General features: G+C 62.7%; 14 protein-coding genes. 11 read left to right on the top strand and 3 right to left on the bottom strand.

The annotated features are described in order from the left end of the window. The 9 genes from CEJ45_RS20665 (at nt 1) to CEJ45_RS20625 (ending at nt 8,909) form a co-directional block, all read left to right on the top strand. Nucleotides 1-885: a branched-chain amino acid ABC transporter permease gene (locus CEJ45_RS20665; RefSeq protein ID WP_034335261.1), complete on the top strand. Its 885-nt coding sequence runs from the start codon at nt 1-3 to the stop codon at nt 883-885. Between the two features lie 12 nt (nt 886-897). Then, nucleotides 898-1,878, top strand: a complete 981-nt coding sequence (locus CEJ45_RS20660; protein ID WP_088756955.1) for a branched-chain amino acid ABC transporter permease — start codon at nt 898-900, stop codon at nt 1,876-1,878. 301 nt (nt 1,879-2,179) lie between these two features. Continuing rightward, nucleotides 2,180-2,941, top strand: a complete 762-nt coding sequence (locus CEJ45_RS20655; RefSeq protein WP_088756954.1) for a sulfite exporter TauE/SafE family protein — start codon at nt 2,180-2,182, stop codon at nt 2,939-2,941. Between the two features lie 304 nt (nt 2,942-3,245). Beyond that, complete coding sequence (gene mnmG / locus CEJ45_RS20650) at nt 3,246-5,174, top strand: tRNA uridine-5-carboxymethylaminomethyl(34) synthesis enzyme MnmG (protein WP_088756953.1); 1,929 nt, start codon at nt 3,246-3,248, stop codon at nt 5,172-5,174. A 52-nt stretch (nt 5,175-5,226) separates the two neighbouring features. Beyond that, entirely contained in the window at nt 5,227-5,889 is a 663-nt protein-coding gene (gene rsmG, locus CEJ45_RS20645; protein ID WP_088756952.1) for a 16S rRNA (guanine(527)-N(7))-methyltransferase RsmG, read from the top strand. Then, nucleotides 5,889-6,440, top strand: a complete 552-nt coding sequence (locus CEJ45_RS20640; protein WP_088756951.1) for a lipocalin family protein — start codon at nt 5,889-5,891, stop codon at nt 6,438-6,440. The genes rsmG and CEJ45_RS20640 overlap by 1 nt, the downstream gene beginning before the upstream one ends. A 69-nt stretch (nt 6,441-6,509) precedes the next feature. Then, nucleotides 6,510-7,142, top strand: coding sequence for a leucine efflux protein LeuE (leuE, locus tag CEJ45_RS20635; RefSeq protein WP_088756950.1), 633 nt, complete (start codon nt 6,510-6,512; stop codon nt 7,140-7,142). 20 nt (nt 7,143-7,162) lie between these two features. Beyond that, nucleotides 7,163-7,933 (top strand): ParA family protein, encoded by a 771-nt coding sequence (locus CEJ45_RS20630; protein WP_088756949.1) that lies wholly within the window; start codon nt 7,163-7,165, stop codon nt 7,931-7,933. Between the two features lie 64 nt (nt 7,934-7,997). Next, nucleotides 7,998-8,909 carry a ParB/RepB/Spo0J family partition protein gene (locus tag CEJ45_RS20625; protein WP_088756948.1) on the top strand — a complete coding sequence of 304 codons (912 nt, stop codon included), beginning with the start codon at nt 7,998-8,000 and terminating at the stop codon, nt 8,907-8,909. A gap of 86 nt (nt 8,910-8,995) precedes the next feature. Here the strand turns inward: CEJ45_RS20625 and CEJ45_RS20620 are convergent, their stop codons facing one another. Further along, nucleotides 8,996-10,552 carry a glucan biosynthesis protein G gene (locus CEJ45_RS20620; RefSeq protein WP_088756975.1) on the bottom strand — a complete coding sequence of 519 codons (1,557 nt, stop codon included), beginning with the start codon at nt 10,550-10,552 and terminating at the stop codon, nt 8,996-8,998. 259 nt (nt 10,553-10,811) lie between these two features. Between CEJ45_RS20620 and bglX the strand changes: the two genes are divergently transcribed. Next, complete coding sequence (gene bglX, locus CEJ45_RS20615) at nt 10,812-13,166, top strand: beta-glucosidase BglX (RefSeq protein WP_088756947.1); 2,355 nt, start codon at nt 10,812-10,814, stop codon at nt 13,164-13,166. Nucleotides 13,167-13,276: 110 nt separating this feature from the next. Here the strand turns inward: bglX and CEJ45_RS20610 are convergent, their stop codons facing one another. After that, entirely contained in the window at nt 13,277-15,133 is a 1,857-nt protein-coding gene (locus tag CEJ45_RS20610; protein ID WP_088756946.1) for an ABC transporter ATP-binding protein, read from the bottom strand. A 370-nt stretch (nt 15,134-15,503) separates the two neighbouring features. On the opposite strand from CEJ45_RS20610, the gene CEJ45_RS20605 reads away from it, so the two are divergent. Then, nucleotides 15,504-16,160, top strand: coding sequence for an HD domain-containing protein (locus CEJ45_RS20605; RefSeq protein WP_088756945.1), 657 nt, complete (start codon nt 15,504-15,506; stop codon nt 16,158-16,160). Nucleotides 16,161-16,226: 66 nt separating this feature from the next. On the opposite strand, the gene CEJ45_RS20600 is transcribed toward CEJ45_RS20605, so the two are convergent. Next, nucleotides 16,227-17,930, bottom strand: a complete 1,704-nt coding sequence (locus tag CEJ45_RS20600; RefSeq protein WP_088756944.1) for a methyl-accepting chemotaxis protein — start codon at nt 17,928-17,930, stop codon at nt 16,227-16,229. Nucleotides 17,931-17,958: the final 28 nt, after the last annotated feature.

Raw genomic sequence — 17,958 nt, 5'->3', positions numbered from 1 at the left:
ATGGAACTATTCGGCATACCCCTGCAAGCCTTGTTGAGCCAGCTGCTGCTGGGCCTGGTCAACGGCTCCTTCTACGCCATGCTCTCGCTGGGCCTGGCGGTGATCTTCGGCTTGCTCAACGTGATCAACTTCGCGCACGGCACGCTCTACATGCTGGGCGCTTTCCTGGCCTGGATGGGCCTGACCTATCTGGGACTCAATTACTGGGTCATGCTCATCGTGGCACCGATCCTGGTGGGCCTGTTCGGCATCGTGATCGAAAAGACCATGCTGCGCTGGCTCTACAAGCTGGACCACCTCTACGGGCTGCTGCTGACCTTCGGCATCACGCTCATGATCGAGGGCATCTTCCGCTCCATCTATGGCGTCTCGGGCCAGCCGTATTCGGTGCCTGACCTGCTGCAGGGCGCGACCAACCTCGGCTTCATGGTGCTGCCCAACTATCGCGCCTGGGTCGTGGTGGCTTCGCTGGTGATCTGCTTCGCCACCTGGTTCGTGATCGAGAAGACGCGCCTGGGTGCCTACCTGCGCGCCGGCACCGAGAACCCCAAGCTGGTGGAAGCCTTTGGCATCAACGTCCCCCTGATGGTGACCCTGACCTACGGTTTCGGCGTGGCCCTGGCGGCCTTCGCCGGCGTGCTGGCCGCCCCGGTGATCCAGGTCTCGCCGCTGATGGGTTCCAACCTGATCATTACCGTCTTCGCGGTGGTGGTCATCGGCGGCATGGGCTCCATCCTCGGTTCGATCATCACCGGCCTGGTGCTGGGCCTGATCGAAGGCCTGACCCGCGTGTTCTACCCGGAACTGTCGGCCACCGTGGTCTTCATCATCATGGCCATCGTCCTGATGGTCCGTCCGGCCGGCCTGTTCGGCAAAGAGAAATAATCGGAGACCGGCATGAACAAGAAAATCGGAATTGCTGTTTTACTAATATTGTTGTTGGCGGCACCGTTCGGCATCTACCCGGTGTTCCTGATGAAGATGCTGTGCTTCGCGTTGTTCGCCTGCGCCTTCAACCTGCTGATCGGCTACACCGGCTTGTTGTCCTTCGGCCATGCGGCCTTCCTCGGCTGGGCGGGCTATATGTGCGGCCAGTCGCTGAAGGTGTGGGGTTTGCCGACCGAGCTGGGCCTGGTCATCGGTACCCTGACGGGTGCCTTGATCGGCCTGGTGATGGGGCTGCTGGCGATCCGTCGCCAGGGTATCTACTTCACCATGATCACCCTGGCGCTGGCGCAGATGCTGTTCTTCGTCGCCTTGCAGGCACCGTTCACCGGTGGCGAGGACGGCCTGCAAGGTGTCCCGCGCGGCAAGCTGCTGGGCATGATCGACCTGAGCAGCGACATGACCCTCTACTACGTCGTGCTGGCCATTGCCGTAGCGGGCTTTGCGCTGATCGTGCGGACCATCCATTCCCCGTTTGGCCAGGTGCTCAAGGCCATCAAGGAGAACGAGCCGCGCGCCATCTCGCTGGGCTATGACGTGGCGCGCTACAAGCTGCTGGCCTTCGTGCTGTCGGCGGGCTTGTCGGGTCTGGCGGGTGCCACCAAGACCCTGGTGCTGGGCTTCGAGACCCTGACCGACGTGCACTGGAGCATGTCCGGCCTGGTGGTCCTGATGACCCTGGTGGGTGGCCTGGGTACCATCGTTGGTCCCATCGTCGGCGCCATCATCATCATCATGCTGGAGAACAAGCTGGGTGATATCGGTGCCTGGCTGGCCAACGTCACCAGCATCGACTGGTTCAATACCTTGGGAGATTCGGTGACGATTGTGACCGGCTTCATCTTCATCGTCTGCGTGCTGGCTTTCCGGAAAGGCATCGTGGGCGAGATCCTGGCCTTGGCCGGGAAGGGGCAGGCCAAGGGATCGCACTAGTGTTTCGCTGAAGTTTTAAAACTTCATCTGCCGCCGGCAAGTCACCCCAGGGTGATTTCCCGGCGGTAATTTTTTGTCTTCATGACGGGCCAGCCAGAACAGCAGGGATGTGTTCCGCAACAGTCCCCAAAGCTTCATCTCTGTGGCTGATGCCGGGCGGGGCAGGGCGGTAGAATGTGGCCCGGCTGCTCCCTTGTTTATTTCACCGTCCATTCATTTCCCCTCGTCCCATGTTCATCCCTGTTTCATCCCTTGCCGATTCTTCCGCTCGTTTCTTCACTTCGTCAGCGGAGGGCAAGTGATGCTGGACTATGTGGTGTTGTGCAGCGCCGCCTTCGTGGCCGGCTTGATCGATGCGGTGGTGGGAGGAGGTGGACTGGTGCTGGTGCCGACCTTGTTCTCAGTATTTCCCAATACTGCCCCGGCGACCTTGCTGGGGACGAACAAGGTCGCGGGAGTGATGGGGACGAGTGCGGCGGCCATCAACTTCGCGCGCAAGGTTGCCGTGAGGTGGAGTACCGTGACCCCGGCTGCGATGGCGGCTTTCGCGTTTTCCTTCTTCGGGGCCTATGTCGTCACCCATATCCCGACCGAGCTGATTCGCAAGGCGTTGCCCTTCGTCCTGATCGCAGTTGCCCTCTACACCTTGAAGAAGAAGGACTTCGGTACCACCCATGCGCCCACGCTGACCGGCACCCGGGAAATCGTGTACGCCGCGCTGATCGGTGGGGCAGTGGGTTTCTACGATGGTGTATTTGGTCCGGGTACGGGCAGCTTCCTGGTGTTCCTGTTCGTGCGGGTATTCAGCTATGACTTCCTCTCGGCATCGGCGGTCTCCAAGTTCGTCAACATTGCGACCAACCTGGCAGCCTTGTGCTGGTTCGGGTATAGCGGCCACGTCATCTGGCAATTGGGCTTGCTGATGGCGGTGTTCAACATCGGGGGCTCCCTGGTGGGTACACGACTGGCTATGAAACATGGCAGCGTCTTTGTGCGCAAGTTGTTCCTGGTCGTGGTGGGCGCATTGATCTTGAAGTCGGGTTACGACGCCTTCCTCAAATAGCGGAAAACTTCACCGGGTGTTTCACGTGAAACATCCGGCCCCCGACACAAAAGACGGAGCGCGATGCTCCGTTTTTTTATTCATATTCCGACTTCAACCTCCAAAGCCAGCCCGCTGTTTCACGTGAAACAATCCCGACCGATGTTTCATTGATCAGCTAACGCTATCGAATTCGCCCGCCGATAGTGTCCAGCAGGGCAGGTAAGTGCGGTAAACCAACAGCTACCGACCCCGCCTCCGACCCCGCCAGATAAAAGGTCTTATAATCTCGCCTCTGTTCTCACCTCTACGCGAGGCCCGCATCATGCTATTCCCCACACAATTTGACGTCATTGTCGTTGGCGGCGGTCACGCCGGCACCGAAGCTGCACTGGCCGCAGCACGCATGGGCCAGAAAACCCTGCTCCTGACGCACAACATCGAAACCCTGGGCCAGATGTCCTGCAATCCCTCCATCGGCGGGATCGGCAAGGGCCACTTGGTCAAGGAAGTCGATGCCATGGGTGGGGCGATGGCGATCGCCACCGATGAGGCGGGCATCCAGTTCCGCATCCTGAACTCCTCCAAGGGGCCGGCCGTGCGCGCCACCCGCGCCCAGGCTGACCGCATCCTGTACAAGGCGGCGATCCGCTCGCGCCTGGAGAACCAGCCGAACCTGTGGCTGTTCCAGCAGGCCGTGGACGACCTGATGCTGGAAGGCGACCGCGTCGTGGGCGCCATCACCCAGGCCGGTATCCGCTTTGCCGGCCGTGCCGTGGTGCTGACTGCCGGGACCTTCCTGGACGGGAAGATCCACGTGGGCCTGAACAATTATTCCGGTGGCCGTGCCGGTGATCCACCTGCGGTCTCGCTGTCGGCACGCCTCAAGGAATTGAAGCTGCCGCAGGGCCGCCTGAAGACCGGCACCCCGCCGCGCATCGATGGCCGCACCATCAACCTGGCGATCCTGGAAGAGCAGCCCGGCGACCTGGACTCGGTACCGGTGTTCTCCGTCATGGGCAACGCCGCCATGCACCCGCGCCAGATGCCGTGCTGGATCACCCATACCAACAGCCGTACCCACGACATCATCCGTGGCGGCCTGGATCGCAGCCCCATGTACACGGGCGTCATCGAAGGCGTGGGCCCGCGTTACTGCCCCTCCATTGAAGACAAGATCCACCGCTTCGCCAGCAAGGATTCGCACCAGATCTACCTGGAACCCGAGGGCCTGACCACCCACGAGTTCTATCCCAATGGCATCTCCACCAGCCTGCCGTTCGACGTGCAGCTGGAACTGGTGCGCTCGATGAAGGGCATGGAAAACGCCCACATCCTGCGCCCCGGCTACGCCATCGAATATGACTACTACGATCCGCGCGGCCTGAAGTCCTCGCTGGAAACCCGCCAGGTCCAAGGCCTGTTCTTCGCCGGCCAGATCAACGGCACCACCGGATATGAAGAAGCGGCCGCCCAGGGCATGCTGGCCGGCATCAACGCCGCCCTGCAGACGCAGGGACGTGAAGCCTGGACCCCGCGCCGCGATGAAGCCTACCTCGGCGTGCTGGTCGACGACCTGGTCACCCAGGGCGTGCAGGAGCCGTACCGCATGTTCACCAGCCGCGCCGAATACCGCCTTTCGCTGCGCGAAGACAATGCCGACCTGCGCCTGACCGAAATCGGCCGCGAACTCGGCTGCGTCGGCGATGCGCAGTGGGAAGCCTTCGAGCGCAAGCGCGAAGCCGTTTCACGTGAAATGGAACGCCTGAAGTCGACCTGGGTGAACCCGCGCATCCTGGCCGCCGCTGAAGCCGAGCGCGTGCTGGGCAAGGCCATCGAGCGCGAATACAACCTGCTGGACCTGCTGCGTCGTCCCAACGTGACTTATGACAGCCTCATGGGCCTGACCGGCACAGAAGGCCAGGCGCTGGCCGGCCCCGGTATCGAAGATGGCCCGGTGCGTGAACAGGTAGAGATCCAGGTCAAGTACGCCGGCTACATCGCGCGCCAGGCCAATGAGATCAGCCGCCAGGATCACAATGAAAACCTGAAGCTGCCGGCCGACCTCGATTACATGGACGTCAAGGCCCTCTCCATCGAAGTGCGCCAGAAGCTCAACAAGCATCGCCCGGAAACCCTGGGCCAGGCTTCCCGCATCTCCGGCGTGACCCCGGCGGCACTGTCGCTGCTGCTGGTGCACCTGAAGAAGGGCGGCCTGAAACAGGCGGCTGGCACCGACAACCAGGCTGCGTGAAGAAAAATACCGGACCCCAGTCCCGAACCAGATCAATACCAAGGCATCACGGATGAGCAACACTGCAGACCTGAACAATCTGACCCGCACCCTGGAGGAAGGCGCCAAGTCCATGGGCCTGGCGCTGTCCGCTGCCCAGATCGACAAGCTGATGGCCTACCAGGCCCTGCTGGCCAAGTGGAACAAGGTCTACAACCTGACGGCCTTGCGCGATCCGGCGCAGATGGTGACGCACCACCTGCTCGATTCGCTCTCGGCGGTGTCGGCCTTCGCGGGTGCCCAGCGTGTGCTGGATGTGGGTGCCGGTGGCGGCCTGCCGGGCATCGTGCTGGCCATCTGGGCCGCCGAGGCGCAGCCGCAGATGCAGATTACCCTGGTCGATACGGTCTCCAAGAAAACCGCCTTCCTCAATCAGGTGAAGGCCCAATTGCACCTGGGCAATGTCTCGGTGCTGCATGCGCGGGTCGAGCAGTTGCCTGTCGAGCAACAATACGATGTCATCACCTCGCGTGCTTTTGCGGAACTGAAGGACTTCGTCACATGGTCGAACCACCTCCTGCAACAAGGTGGCAAGTACATCGCCCTCAAGGGCGTGCTGCCGCAGGAGGAAATCGACCGGTTGCCGGCGGGGTGGAAGGTGCAGCAAGTGCAGCCCCTGCAGGTACCGGGCCTGGATGCCGAACGGCATCTCATCTTCATGGAAAGAACGACCTGATGAATAAACTGAAACTGGCCCTGGTGGCCACCATGGTCTCGATGGCAGCCTATGGCGGCCTGGGCATGGCTTCGGCCAGCGCCCAGGAGGTCAAGACGGTGCCCTCGGTGGACCTGAAGCGTTACGCCGGCAAGTGGTACGAAATCGCCAAGATTCCCAACAGCTTCCAGAAAAAATGCATTTCCAGCACCAGCGCTGAATATTCCGCGCGCGATGATGGCATGATCGATGTCGTCAACCGCTGCAAGACGGCCGACGGCATGGATGAAGCCAAGGGCGTGGCGCGGGTGGTCCCGGGCAGCAACAACAGCAAGCTGGAAGTGCGCTTTGCGCCGGCCTGGCTGTCGTGGGTACCGATGGTGTGGGGCGACTACTGGATCATGGACCTGGACGATCAATACACCCTGGCCACCGTGGGCAGCCCCTCGCGCGAATACCTGTGGATCCTCTCGCGCACGCCTACCATCAGTGACGAGCAATACGAGAACGCACTCAACAACGCCACCAAGCAAGGTTTCGATACCGCGCGGGTGGTCAAGAGCAAGCCGTAAGCCGGTAGCTCACATCAGGCCAGCGGCCCGGGCAGCAACCCGGGCCGCTCACATTCAAGGAGACCCACCATGCAGGCGATCTTTCACACCCTCGGCATCACCGACATCTGGCAACTGATTGCGGCCACCATGGTGTTCCTGCTCCTGCCTGGTCCCGGTACCTTCTGTGTGCTCACCTGCGCGGCCAAGGGCGGCTTGCGCGGCGGCTTCATGGCGCAGGCGGGTCTCATGCTGGGCGACATCGTACTGATGTTCATGGCCGCGGCCGGCGTGGCTGCCTTGCTGCATGCCAATCCCTTGCTGTTCCACGGCCTGCAATACCTGGGCGCGGCCTATCTGGCCTACCTGGGCGGACGTCTCCTGTTTGCAAGAGGCGAGGGCGGTGGTACAGTCGTACCCTTTTCCAATGCCGCTGACTTCCGGCGCGGCTTTTTGGTCACCTTGTTCAACCCGAAAGCCATCGTGTTCTACATGGCCTTCTTCCCGCTGTTCCTGGATCCGGCCACGCAGCAAGGCGCGCTGACCTTCTTCACGATGGGCGCAGTCATCAGCAGCTGCACCCTCCTGTATGGCAGCATCCTGGTCATCGTCGGCAATGCCGCCGCGCGCCGCATGGCCCGCAATCGCACCATCGCCAAGCTGGCGTCACGGGCAGCCGGCGTATTCCTGATCGGTTTCGGCATCAAGTTGACCACGCAATAACGCACTTATAAGAACGAACTATGGCAAAAATATTTTGTGTCGCCAACCAGAAAGGTGGCGTAGGCAAGACCACTACCGCAGTCAATCTCGCGGCTGGACTGGCACAACTGAACCAGCGCGTGCTGCTGGCCGACCTCGACCCGCAGGGTAATGCCACCATGGGGGCCGGGATCAACAAGGCGACGCTGGAAGCCTCGATCTATGAAGTGCTGCTGGGCATGTCCGACATCCGCGCCGTGCGCAAGCGTTCGGAGGCCGGCGGCTTCGACGTGCTGCCCGCCAACCGCGAGCTGGCGGGTGCCGAAGTGGAAATGGTGGAACTGGAACAGCGTGAAGCGCGCCTCAAAATCGCCTTCGCCGCCGTCGCCGAGGACTATGACTTCATCCTCATCGACTGCCCGCCCGCGCTGTCCATGCTGACCTTGAACGGCCTGTGCTCGGCGCATGGCGTCATCATCCCGATGCAGTGCGAGTACTACGCATTGGAAGGCCTGTCGGACCTGGTCAACACCATCAAGAAGGTGCATGCCAAGCTGAACCCGGAGCTGAAGGTCATTGGCCTCTTGCGCGTGATGTTCGATCCGCGCATGACGCTCTCGCAGCAGGTCTCGGACCAGCTGGAACAGCACTTCGGCGACAAGGTCTTCAAGACCGTCATCCCGCGCAATGTGCGACTGGCCGAAGCGCCGTCGTATGGTCTGCCTGGTGTGACCTTCGATCCTTCGTCCAAGGGCGCACAGGCTTACATCGCATTCGGCGCAGAAATGGTCGAGCGCATCAAGACGCTGTAATTCGCGCAGTCATTCGCGCTGTAACCCGCATCGTCATCACGCATCGTTTTCATCAGGCAATCGCATGGCAACTCTACCGAAAAAATCCAAGGGTCTGGGACGCGGACTGGACGCGCTTCTCGGCGGCTCCTCCGACATCACCGAAGAAGCCCAGACGCAAGCCGCGCAGGGCTTGCCCACGGTAATGGCCGTGACCGAACTGCAGGCCGGCAAGTACCAGCCGCGTACCCGCATGGATGAAGGGGCGCTCAATGAACTGGCGGCCTCGATCAAGGAACAGGGTTTGCTGCAGCCCATCCTGATCCGCGCCATCGGCCAGAAGAACGGGAAAGATACCTACGAGATCATCGCCGGCGAACGCCGCTTCCGCGCCGCCAAGATCGCCGGCCTGACCGAGGTGCCGGTGCTGGTCAAGAACGTGGACGACCAGACCACGGCCGCCATGGCCCTGATCGAAAACATGCAGCGCGAGGACTTGAATCCCCTGGAAGAAGCCCAGGGCATCCATCGCCTCATCACCGATTTCGCCTTCACCCACGAGCAGGCGGCCCTGGCCGTGGGACGTTCGCGTAGCGCCGTCTCCAACCTGCTGCGCCTGTTGAACCTGGCCAAGCCGGTGCAGACCATGCTCATGGCTGGCGACATCGACATGGGCCATGCCCGTGCGCTGCTGGCCGTCGATTCGGCGACCCAGATCCAGCTGGCCAACCAGATCGTGGCCAAGCGCATGTCGGTGCGCGATGCCGAGAAACTGGTCACCCGCGCCAGCGCCGAGCAGGCTGCCAAGCCGCGCGAAGCCAAGGACAAGTCGCGCGATATCGCGCGCCTGGAAGAAGAGCTCTCGGACCTGCTGGCTACCCAGGTCAGCATCAAGACCGGTGCCCGCAACAAGGGCCAGCTCATCATCAACTTCAATGACCTCGATGCGCTCGATGGCGTCATCGCGCGCCTGCGCGGGGAGTCGGTGGAGAGCTGATCGCGTCATCTTTACGCATCAAAGAAAAAGGGGCTGCTCCATTCGGAACAGCCCCTTTTTATTGATATAAATAATTTACGGCGACATCAGAAAGTCCGCTGCACATCCGAACGCGGCGGCAGCTGATAGCTCCAGGTCTCGGTCAGCGGCTTGCCATTGGCGGTCAGCGCTGCGCGCAATTCCACCGCCTGGGCCACGTTGCGAATCTTCACCCGCAGCGTCAGGCGCCAACCGTTGATGGCCGGATTGGGCTGCAGCTGGGCATCGATCAGTTCGCCATTGTTGGAAACGCTCACCTGCGGCTGTACCGCCGTTCCGGCGGGCAGCGAGCCCAGCGGGCCACCGGTGAAGTCCACCAGCAGGGCGGTGGTACCGTCGAAGGCGCGGATCAGGTTGGCTTGCGTGAGCTCACCATCGGTATGGAAGGTCTGCTTGACCCAGCCGACTTCATTGTTGAGGATGGCGGGCTCATCCATGGTCCAATGGATGCGGTAGTCATAGGCCAGCGGCGTGCCGCGTGCCGGCTGTTGCGCAGGCACCCAGTAGGCCACGATGTTGTCGTTGGTCTCATCGGCCGTGGGGATTTCGACCAGCTGCACGGCTCCCTTGCCCCAGTCGCCCTTGGGCTCGATCCAGGCCGAGGGACGCAGGTCGTAGCGGTCCTTGAGGTCTTCATAGGAAGAGAATTCACGGCCGCGCTGCAACAGGCCAAAGCCGCGCGGATTGGTGACCTCGAAGGAACTCACCTCCACGTTCTGCGGATCGTTCAGCGGACGCCACAGCCACTCGCCATTGCCCGTATGGATCGCCAGCCCGTTGGAATCATGAATGGCCGGACGGAAGTTGCGGCGCGAGGATTGCTGGTTCGGTCCGAACAGGAACATGCTGGTCAGCGGCGCAATGCCCAGGCGGCCGACATCAGCGCGGAGGAACACGCGGGCCTGCACATCGAGCAGGGCATCCTTGCCGGGCGTGAGCGTGAACTTGTAGGCGCCTGTTGCGCGCGGCGAATCCAGCAGCGCGTAGAAGGTCAGCTGCTTTTCGCCCGGGGCCGGACGCTGGATCCAGAACTCGGTGAAGTTCGGGAATTCCTCGCCGCTCATCATGGCCGTATCGATGGCCAGCCCGCGCGCCGAGAGTCCGTACACCTGTCCCTTGCCGATCACGCGGAAGTAGCTCGCGCCCAGCACGCTCATGACTTCATCTTCCTTGTCATCGCGGTTGAGCGGATAGACCACGCGGAAGCCCGCATAGCCCAGGTGCGCCGTGCTGTCCTTGGCCAGCGCCAGGTCACCGAAGTTGAAGCGGTCGGTGCTGTAGCCCACATCCTGCACGCGGCCATCGATGATCTCGTGGATCGCCACGGGGGCATTGAATTGCATGCCCTGGTGATAGAAGGCCAGCTTGAAGGGCGTCTTCTGGTCGCGCCATTCGAACTTCTCGCTCTTGGGCTGGATCTTCATGTAATCGGCGAACTGCATCGCCGCGAAGGTCGGCGAGAGATTGCTCACCGGTTTCTGGTAGGGTTTGGCGGCCATTTCCCTGGCGCGCGCCACGGCCTGGTTGAGGTCGAAGCCCTGCGCGCTTTGTGCCTGTGCGGAAGCCGCCAGCAGGGTCGCCGAGAGCACCAGTCCCTGCAGCAGGGGCCATTTCAATCCATGTCTGATCAATGCATTTCTCCACGAAGAAACGGCGCGCAGGCAGGAGAACCTTCGACGCCGCCATGCGCCTGCGTGTCCCGCAGGCATCAAAACAGAATAATATAGCGAACCGTCCGGCTGGCTAAGCATCAAACAATGCAAGCAATAATTGCTCCCGCCGCCCCGGCTGCTGTCCCGCTTGTGCAGGTCACAGAGTAGAGGGCAGACCGCCGCCAAAGTTTAAAAAAGAGAGAGGAAACCCGTGCCCCACCAGCTTACCAAGCGGCAAGCCGCGCCCGCGCGCCGTCCGCGCCTGGCTCTTGCCATGACGCTGTGCGCGCTGGCCTGCAGCGCCGTGCTCACCGGCCCGGCTGCCCATGCGCAAGCCAATCCCGCCTTGCTCGGCGACAAGACTGCCTTCATCGATGACCTGCTGCGCCAGATGACGCTGGAAGAAAAGATCGGGCAGTTGCGGCTCATCAGTATCGGTCCCGAGATGCCGGCCAAGAAGCTGGCCGAGGAACTGGCCGCCGGCCGTGTCGGTGGCACCTTCAATTCCATCACCCGTCCCGAGAACCGGCCGCTGCAGGAGGGCGCCATGCGCTCGCGGCTGAAGATCCCGATGTTCTTCGCCTATGACGTCATCCACGGCCACCGCACCACCTTCCCCATCGGCCTGGGGCTGGCCTCCAGCTGGGACATGGAGACCGTTGCGCGCGCCATGCGCATCTCCGCCGAGGAAGCTGCGGCCGACAGCATCGACATGACCTTCGCGCCGATGGTCGACATCAGCCGCGATCCGCGCTGGGGGCGCACGTCTGAAGGCTTTGGTGAAGATCCTTACCTGGTCTCGCGCATTGCCGAGGTCTCGGTACGCGCCCTGCAGGGCGACACCAAGCCCATTGCCGCCAACCGCGTGATGGCCAGCGTGAAGCATTTTGCGCTGTACGGTGCGGTCGAAGGCGGGCGCGACTACAACGTCGTCAACATGGATCCGCAGCGCATGTACAACGATTACCTGCCGCCGTATCGTGCCGCTATCGATGCAGGCGCAGGGGCGGTCATGGTGGCGCTCAATTCCATCAACGGTGCACCGGCCACCTCCAACACCTGGCTGCTGCAGGACCTGTTGCGCCGCGATTGGGGCTTCAAGGGCCTGACCGTGTCTGACCACGGTGCCATCACCGAACTGGTCAATCATGGCGTGGCGCAGAACGATGCCGAAGCCGCGCGCCTGTCCATGAAAGCCGGTACCGACATGAGCATGGCCGACCAGGTCTACATCAAGCAATTGCCGGAGCTGGTGCGCTCGGGCAAGGTCTCTCAGCAGGAACTCGACAACGCCGTGCGCGACATCCTCGGGGCCAAGTACGACCTGGGCCTGTTCAAGGATCCGTATGTGCGCATTGGCCGTGCGGCCGATGATCCGGCCGACGTCTATGCCGACAGCCGCCTGCATCGCCGCGATGCGCGCGAAGTGGCGCAGCAGTCCATGGTGCTGCTGGAGAACCGCAATGCCGCGCTGCCGCTGAAGAAGAATGCGCGCATTGCACTGGTCGGCCCGCTGGCCGATTCGCACATCGACATGCTGGGCAGCTGGTCCGCTGCGGGCAAGGACAAGCAGACCATCACCTTGCGCCAGGGTTTGCAGGCGGCCATGGGCGGGCAGGGCAAGCTGGTCTACGCACGCGGTGCCAACATCACCGAAGACAAGCACATCGTCGACTACCTCAACTTCCTGAACTGGGATGATCCGGAAGTGGTGCAGGACAAGCGCAGCCCCAAGGCCATGATCGATGAAGCCGTGAAGGCGGCGCGCAATGCGGAGGTGATCGTGGCCGCCGTAGGCGAATCGCGCGGCATGTCGCACGAATCCTCCAGCCGCACCTCGCTGTCGCTGCCGCAGAGCCAGCTTGATCTGCTCAAGGCGCTCAAGGCCACCGGCAAGCCGCTGGTGCTGGTGCTGATGAATGGCCGTCCGCTGGACCTGAACTGGGCGCGCGAGAATGCCTCGGCCATCCTGGAAACCTGGTACACCGGTACCGAGGGCGGCAATGCGATTGCCGATCTTCTTTTCGGCGACGTCAATCCGTCCGGCAAGCTGCCCATCACCTTCCCGCGTTCGGTCGGGCAGATCCCGAGCTACTACAACCATCCGCGCGTGGGCCGTCCCTTTACCGAGGGCAAGCCGGGCAACTATACCTCGCAGTACTTCGATGAGCCCAATGGCCCGCTGTATCCGTTCGGATACGGTCTGAGCTACACCGAATTCAAGCTCTCGGAAGTACGTCTGTCGCAGCCGAGCATGACGGCCGATGGCAAGGTACAGGCCAGCGTGACGGTGAAGAACACGGGCCGCCGCGCAGGTGCTACGGTGGTGCAGTTGTACATCCGTGATGTGGCCGCATCCGTGGTGCGCCCGGTCAAGGAGTTGAAGGATTTCCGCAAGGTGATGCTGCAGCCGGGTGAAGAAAAAGAGGTGCAGTTCAGCATTGACCGCAAGGCGCTGTCCTTCTACAACGCCAAGCTGGACTACGTGGCCGAGCCGGGTGAATTCCAGGTGCAGATCGGACTGGATTCCAAGGATGTGAAGACGGCTTCGTTCAATCTGCAATAAAGCCGGGCAGGAATGAAAAATGGGCGCACTCGACAGTGCGCCCATTTTTTTTGCAACGGCCATCAATGATTTAAATCATTTATAACGATTGGATGTTTGACGATCCGGGGTCATGCCATCTCGGCGGCATCCTCTTCCTCTTCACCGAGGAAGCCGCCACTCTGATGCGACCACAAGCGCGCATACAAGCCACCCGCCGCCAGCAGTTCAGCGTGCGACCCTTGCTCGACGATACGGCCCTGGTCCAGCACGATGAGCCTGTCCATCGCCGCAATGGTGGAGAGGCGGTGCGCAATGGCCACCACGGTCTTGCCTTCCATGAGCTTGTAGAGCGAGGTCTGGATGGCCGCTTCCACTTCCGAATCGAGTGCACTGGTGGCTTCGTCCAGCAGCAGGATGGGGGCATCCTTCAACATCACGCGGGCAATCGCGATGCGCTGGCGCTGGCCACCGGAAAGTTTCACGCCGCGTTCGCCCACGTGCGCATCGTAACCGGTACGGCCCTTGGCATCGGCCAGGGTGCCGATGAAGTCATGCGCCTCGGCCCGCTCAGCGGCGTGGATCATCTCGGCATCGCTGGCATCGGGACGGCCATAGGTGATGTTCTCCCGCACCGAACGATGCAGCAGCGAGGTGTCCTGCGTGACCATGCCGATCTGCGCGCGCAGGCTGTCCTGGGTAACGTGGGCGATGTCCTGGCCATCGATGGTGATGCGGCCGCCCTCGATATCGTAGAAGCGCAGCAGCAGGTTGACGATGGTCGACTTGCCCGCGCCGGAGCGGCCTACCAGGCCGATCTTCTCACCGGGGCGGATCACCAGGTCCAGCTTGTCCACCACCGGGCGCGGGGCCGAGCCGCCATAGCTGAAGCTGACCCCTTCAAAGCGCAGTTCGCCCTGGCTGACCTTGATCGGTTTGGCGTCCGGCGCATCCTTGACCTCGTGCGCACGCGCGAGCGTATTGATGCCATCCTGCACCGTGCCCACGTGTTCGAACAGCGATGACATTTCCCACATCACCCAATGCGCGATGCCGTTCAGGCGCAATGCCATGGCGGTACTGGCTGCCACCGCACCGACACCGACCTTGCCCTGGGTCCACAGATACAGCGAGACCCCGGTGGCGCCGATGATGAGCACCATGTTCAGGATGTGATTGACCACCTCGAAGCCCGACACCAGGCGCATCTGGCGATTGACCGTGGTGAGGAATTCGCGCATGGCGCTGCGGGCGTAATCGGCTTCGCGCCCGGCATGCGAGAACAGCTTCACGGTGGCGATGTTGGTATAGGCATCGGTGATGCGCCCGGTCATCAGCGAGCGCGCATCGGCCTGGTTGCGCGCCACGGCCGACAGGCGCGGCACGAAGTAGCGCAGCGCCACCGCGAAGGCGGCCAGCCAGACGAAGAAGGGAGCCAGCATCCACATGTCGAAGCTGCCGACCACACCGATCAAGGTGGCGAAGTAGATGGCGATGAAGACCAGGATGTCGCCCACGATCATGCAGAAGTCGCGTACCGCCAGCGCACTTTGCATGACCTTGGTGGCCACCCGTCCGGCGAACTCGTTCTGGTAGAAGCTCATGCTCTGGCTCAACATGAGGCGATGGAAATTCCAGCGCAGCAGCATGGGGAAATTGCCCGCCAGGGTCTGGTGCTTGTACATGGTCTGCAGCGCGATCAGTAGCGGACTGGCCGCCAGGATCACCACCAGCCACACCAGGGTATGGCCTTCCTGTGTCCATAGCTGCGCCGGCTCGATCTTGGCCAGCCAGTCGACGATGCGACCGAGCGCAGCAAAGAGCAGCGCCTCGAAGACACCGATGATGGCCGTCATCAGGGTCATGGCGGCGATATAGGGACGCACGCCCTTGGTACAGAACCAGATGAAGCGCATGAAGCCGCGCGGCGGCGGCAGCGGCTGCGACTCGGGATAGGGGTGGACCAGTTTTTCAAACCAGCTGAACATCAGGGAACTCCAAAAATCGGATCAGGGCCGACGGCGGTGCGCCAGGCAGGCTGCCAGCGAGGCAGCCACCAGCGTAGCGGCGCGGTCGGGCGTTGTTACTGTGGCGTACCGGAAGGGAATGTTGCGCGTGCGGTATGCCGTTCATGCGCGGCGGGCAGATCGCTGCGGCAGCAGGGCCGCTATCGTGATCCCGGGGCAGGCCGCGAAATTGATGGAAGCCGCATCATCTCACATGCGAACGGCTTGCGTGTAGCAGAGCCTTGGGAAAACACTTGTCGGAAAATCGGAATGGTGAACCACGCCGCGTTTTCCGGCCCCTGCGATTGATCTGCGATACTGATGAATTGTCACCCTTGTATCTGTTTGAATCATGAATCTTTCCCAGGTTGCCGCCGCCTTCCGCCCCTTCGACACGCTGGCTGCGCAATTGTTGCCGCAGGTCGAGGATGACGCTGGCGATGGCTCGCATGACCTCTCGCATCTCTTGCGCGTATGGAACAATGCCCGCCGCCTCCAGGCCGAGGAGGGCGGCGACCTGCGCATTCTGCTGGCGGCCGTCATCCTGCATGACTGCGTCCGGGTGGAAAAGAATTCGCCGCTGCGCAGCCAGGCTTCCACGCTGTCTGCCCAACGCGCACAGGAGATCCTGCTGTCACGGGGATGGACGCAGGAGGACGCGCAGCGCGTGGCCCATGCCGTGCAGGCCCACAGCTATTCGGCGCAGGTCACGCCGCTGACGCTGGAGGCGAAGATCGTGCAGGATGCCGACCGGCTGGACGCCATCGGCGCCATCGGCGTGGCGCGCTGTTTCTATGTGGCGGGGAGAATGGGCTCGAGCCTCTACGAAGCACTCGATCCGCAGGCGCAGCAACGGCCGCTGCAGGATACGCGCTATGCGCTGGATCATTTCCCGGCCAAGCTGTTCCGCCTGCAGGACGGGTTCCAGACGGCGGCCGGTGCAGCCATGGCGCAGGCGCGCCAGGAGAGGATGCGGGGGTTTGTGGAGCAGTTCCTGGACGAGCTCTGATCTCTCGTCCCGGTGCGGCCGGCCTGCTTGCGCCGTGAGGCGAAACAGGCCGGCTGCAGCGTTGGATCACGCCGCCTTGCGCACCACTTCCAGCTTGGGCACCACGCGCAGCGGGAGCTGCACGGTGTTGAGCGCAGGCGCGGGTTCAGCGGCCACTGCCAGGCCTGCGGCATCGGGCGCTTCCAGCTGGAACACACCGACTGCCCGCGTCAGGCTCACGGCCTGCTCCTGCAGCGTGGCCACGGCGGCGGTGGCTTCTTCCACCAGCGCCGCATTGTGCTGGGTCACCTGATCCATCAGCGCGATGGCCTTGTTGACTTCCTCAATGCCCAGGCTCTGTTCGTGGCTGGCCGCGGAGATTTCGCCCATCACGTCGGTGACCTGCTGCACGCTGGCCACGATCTGCTCCATGGTCTCGCCGGCGCGCTCCACCAGGCGGGTACCGGTTTCCACATTGCTGACCGAGGCATCGATCAACTGCTTGACCTCCTTGGCGGCGGCGGCACTGCGCTGGGCCAGGTTGCGCACTTCGGTGGCCACCACCGCAAAGCCGCGTCCCTGTTCGCCGGCACGGGCCGCTTCCACCGCCGCGTTCAGGGCCAGGATGTTGGTCTGGAAGGCGATGCCGTCGATCACGCCGATGATGTCCACGATCTTGCGCGAGGAGGTGTTGATGGCCGCCATGGTATCGACCACTTCGTCCACGATGGCGCCGCCCTGCTTGGCGATGTCGGAAGCATTGCGCGCCAGCTGGTTGGCTTCACGGGCATGGCCGTCGTTCTGCTTGACGGTGGCGGTGAGCTGCTCCATGGCCGAGGCGGTTTCTTCCAGCGAGGCGGCCTGGTCTTCGGTGCGCGCCGAGAGGTCGCTGTTGCCGGCGGCGATCTGGGCGCTGATGGTGGCCACGCCCGTGGCGGCATCGCGTACATCGGTGACGGTATTGCGCAGGTTGCCGCTCATTTCCGAGAGTGCGGCCATGATGCTCTGGCGCTTGCCGCCAAGGCCAGCCGGATTGGCCGCAGCATGGATGTGATAGAGCTCGCCGCGATCCACCGCCAGCGCCAGCTGCTTGACTTCATCGGGCTCGGCCCCGAGTGCGCCGCGGATGCTGCGCGTGATCAGGGTGGCCAGTACCGCGCCGGCCACCAGCGCCGCACCCAGCAGCACCAGCATGAAGGCCTGGAAGCCGTGGGCCGTGCTGCGGGCCTTGGCGGATTCGGCCTGGCTCATGCTTTCTTCCAGGTCGATGAAGTGGTTGATGGCCGCCAGCCACTCGACGAAGGCCGGTTTCACCTGGGTCAGCACCAACTGGCGCGCGCCTTCGGCATCGCCGGCATTGCGCAGCGCGATGGCCTTGGCGGCCAGCGGCATGGCGCGGGCTTCGATGGCCTTGATGCGCTCCAGGCCGGCACGTTCATCGGCACTGACCTTCATGGTGGAAAAGGCGGCATCGAGGGGCCGGGCCGATTGCTGGTAGTCGGCATCGAGCTTGTTGATCAGGGCGATCACGTCCTTGACCTCGGCCTCGCCCACCAGGGTGAGGTCACGCAGGGCAATGGCGCGGTCGTGCACGCTGCCGCGGAAATTGATGGCGTAGCGCTGCTTGACGCTGTTGTCTTCGCTCACGGTGGCCAGGCTGCCTTCGATGGCGTTGACCTTGGAGATGCTGGCCACTGTCAGCACCAGCATCATGGCCAGCACCAGCGCAAAGCTCAGTGCCAGTTGGGCCGCTACGCTGAGCGAACGGCGCTTGGGGGATAGGGCTTGCATGGGATTCTCCGGAAAATGTAAGCCGATG

Source organism: Herbaspirillum aquaticum, from assembly GCF_002213425.1.
Taxonomy (GTDB): Bacteria; Pseudomonadota; Gammaproteobacteria; order Burkholderiales; family Burkholderiaceae_D; genus Herbaspirillum; species Herbaspirillum aquaticum.
Note: the sequence above shows the minus strand (reverse complement) of the source record. Positions and strands in the feature narration are given on the sequence as shown.

What these genes read in the sequence shown, in the direction of transcription:
- CEJ45_RS20665 (WP_034335261.1), top strand. Translation starts at nt 1, where the DNA reads ATGGAACTATTCGGCATACCCCTGCAAGCCTTGTTGAGCCAGCTGCTG.
- CEJ45_RS20660 (WP_088756955.1), top strand. Translation starts at nt 898, where the DNA reads ATGAACAAGAAAATCGGAATTGCTGTTTTACTAATATTGTTGTTGGCG.
- CEJ45_RS20655 (WP_088756954.1), top strand. Translation starts at nt 2,180, where the DNA reads ATGCTGGACTATGTGGTGTTGTGCAGCGCCGCCTTCGTGGCCGGCTTG.
- mnmG (WP_088756953.1), top strand. Translation starts at nt 3,246, where the DNA reads ATGCTATTCCCCACACAATTTGACGTCATTGTCGTTGGCGGCGGTCAC.
- rsmG (WP_088756952.1), top strand. Translation starts at nt 5,227, where the DNA reads ATGAGCAACACTGCAGACCTGAACAATCTGACCCGCACCCTGGAGGAA.
- CEJ45_RS20640 (WP_088756951.1), top strand. Translation starts at nt 5,889, where the DNA reads ATGAATAAACTGAAACTGGCCCTGGTGGCCACCATGGTCTCGATGGCA.
- leuE (WP_088756950.1), top strand. Translation starts at nt 6,510, where the DNA reads ATGCAGGCGATCTTTCACACCCTCGGCATCACCGACATCTGGCAACTG.
- CEJ45_RS20630 (WP_088756949.1), top strand. Translation starts at nt 7,163, where the DNA reads ATGGCAAAAATATTTTGTGTCGCCAACCAGAAAGGTGGCGTAGGCAAG.
- CEJ45_RS20625 (WP_088756948.1), top strand. Translation starts at nt 7,998, where the DNA reads ATGGCAACTCTACCGAAAAAATCCAAGGGTCTGGGACGCGGACTGGAC.
- CEJ45_RS20610 (WP_088756946.1), bottom strand. Translation starts at nt 15,133, where the DNA reads ATGTTCAGCTGGTTTGAAAAACTGGTCCACCCCTATCCCGAGTCGCAG.
- CEJ45_RS20605 (WP_088756945.1), top strand. Translation starts at nt 15,504, where the DNA reads ATGAATCTTTCCCAGGTTGCCGCCGCCTTCCGCCCCTTCGACACGCTG.
- CEJ45_RS20600 (WP_088756944.1), bottom strand. Translation starts at nt 17,930, where the DNA reads ATGCAAGCCCTATCCCCCAAGCGCCGTTCGCTCAGCGTAGCGGCCCAA.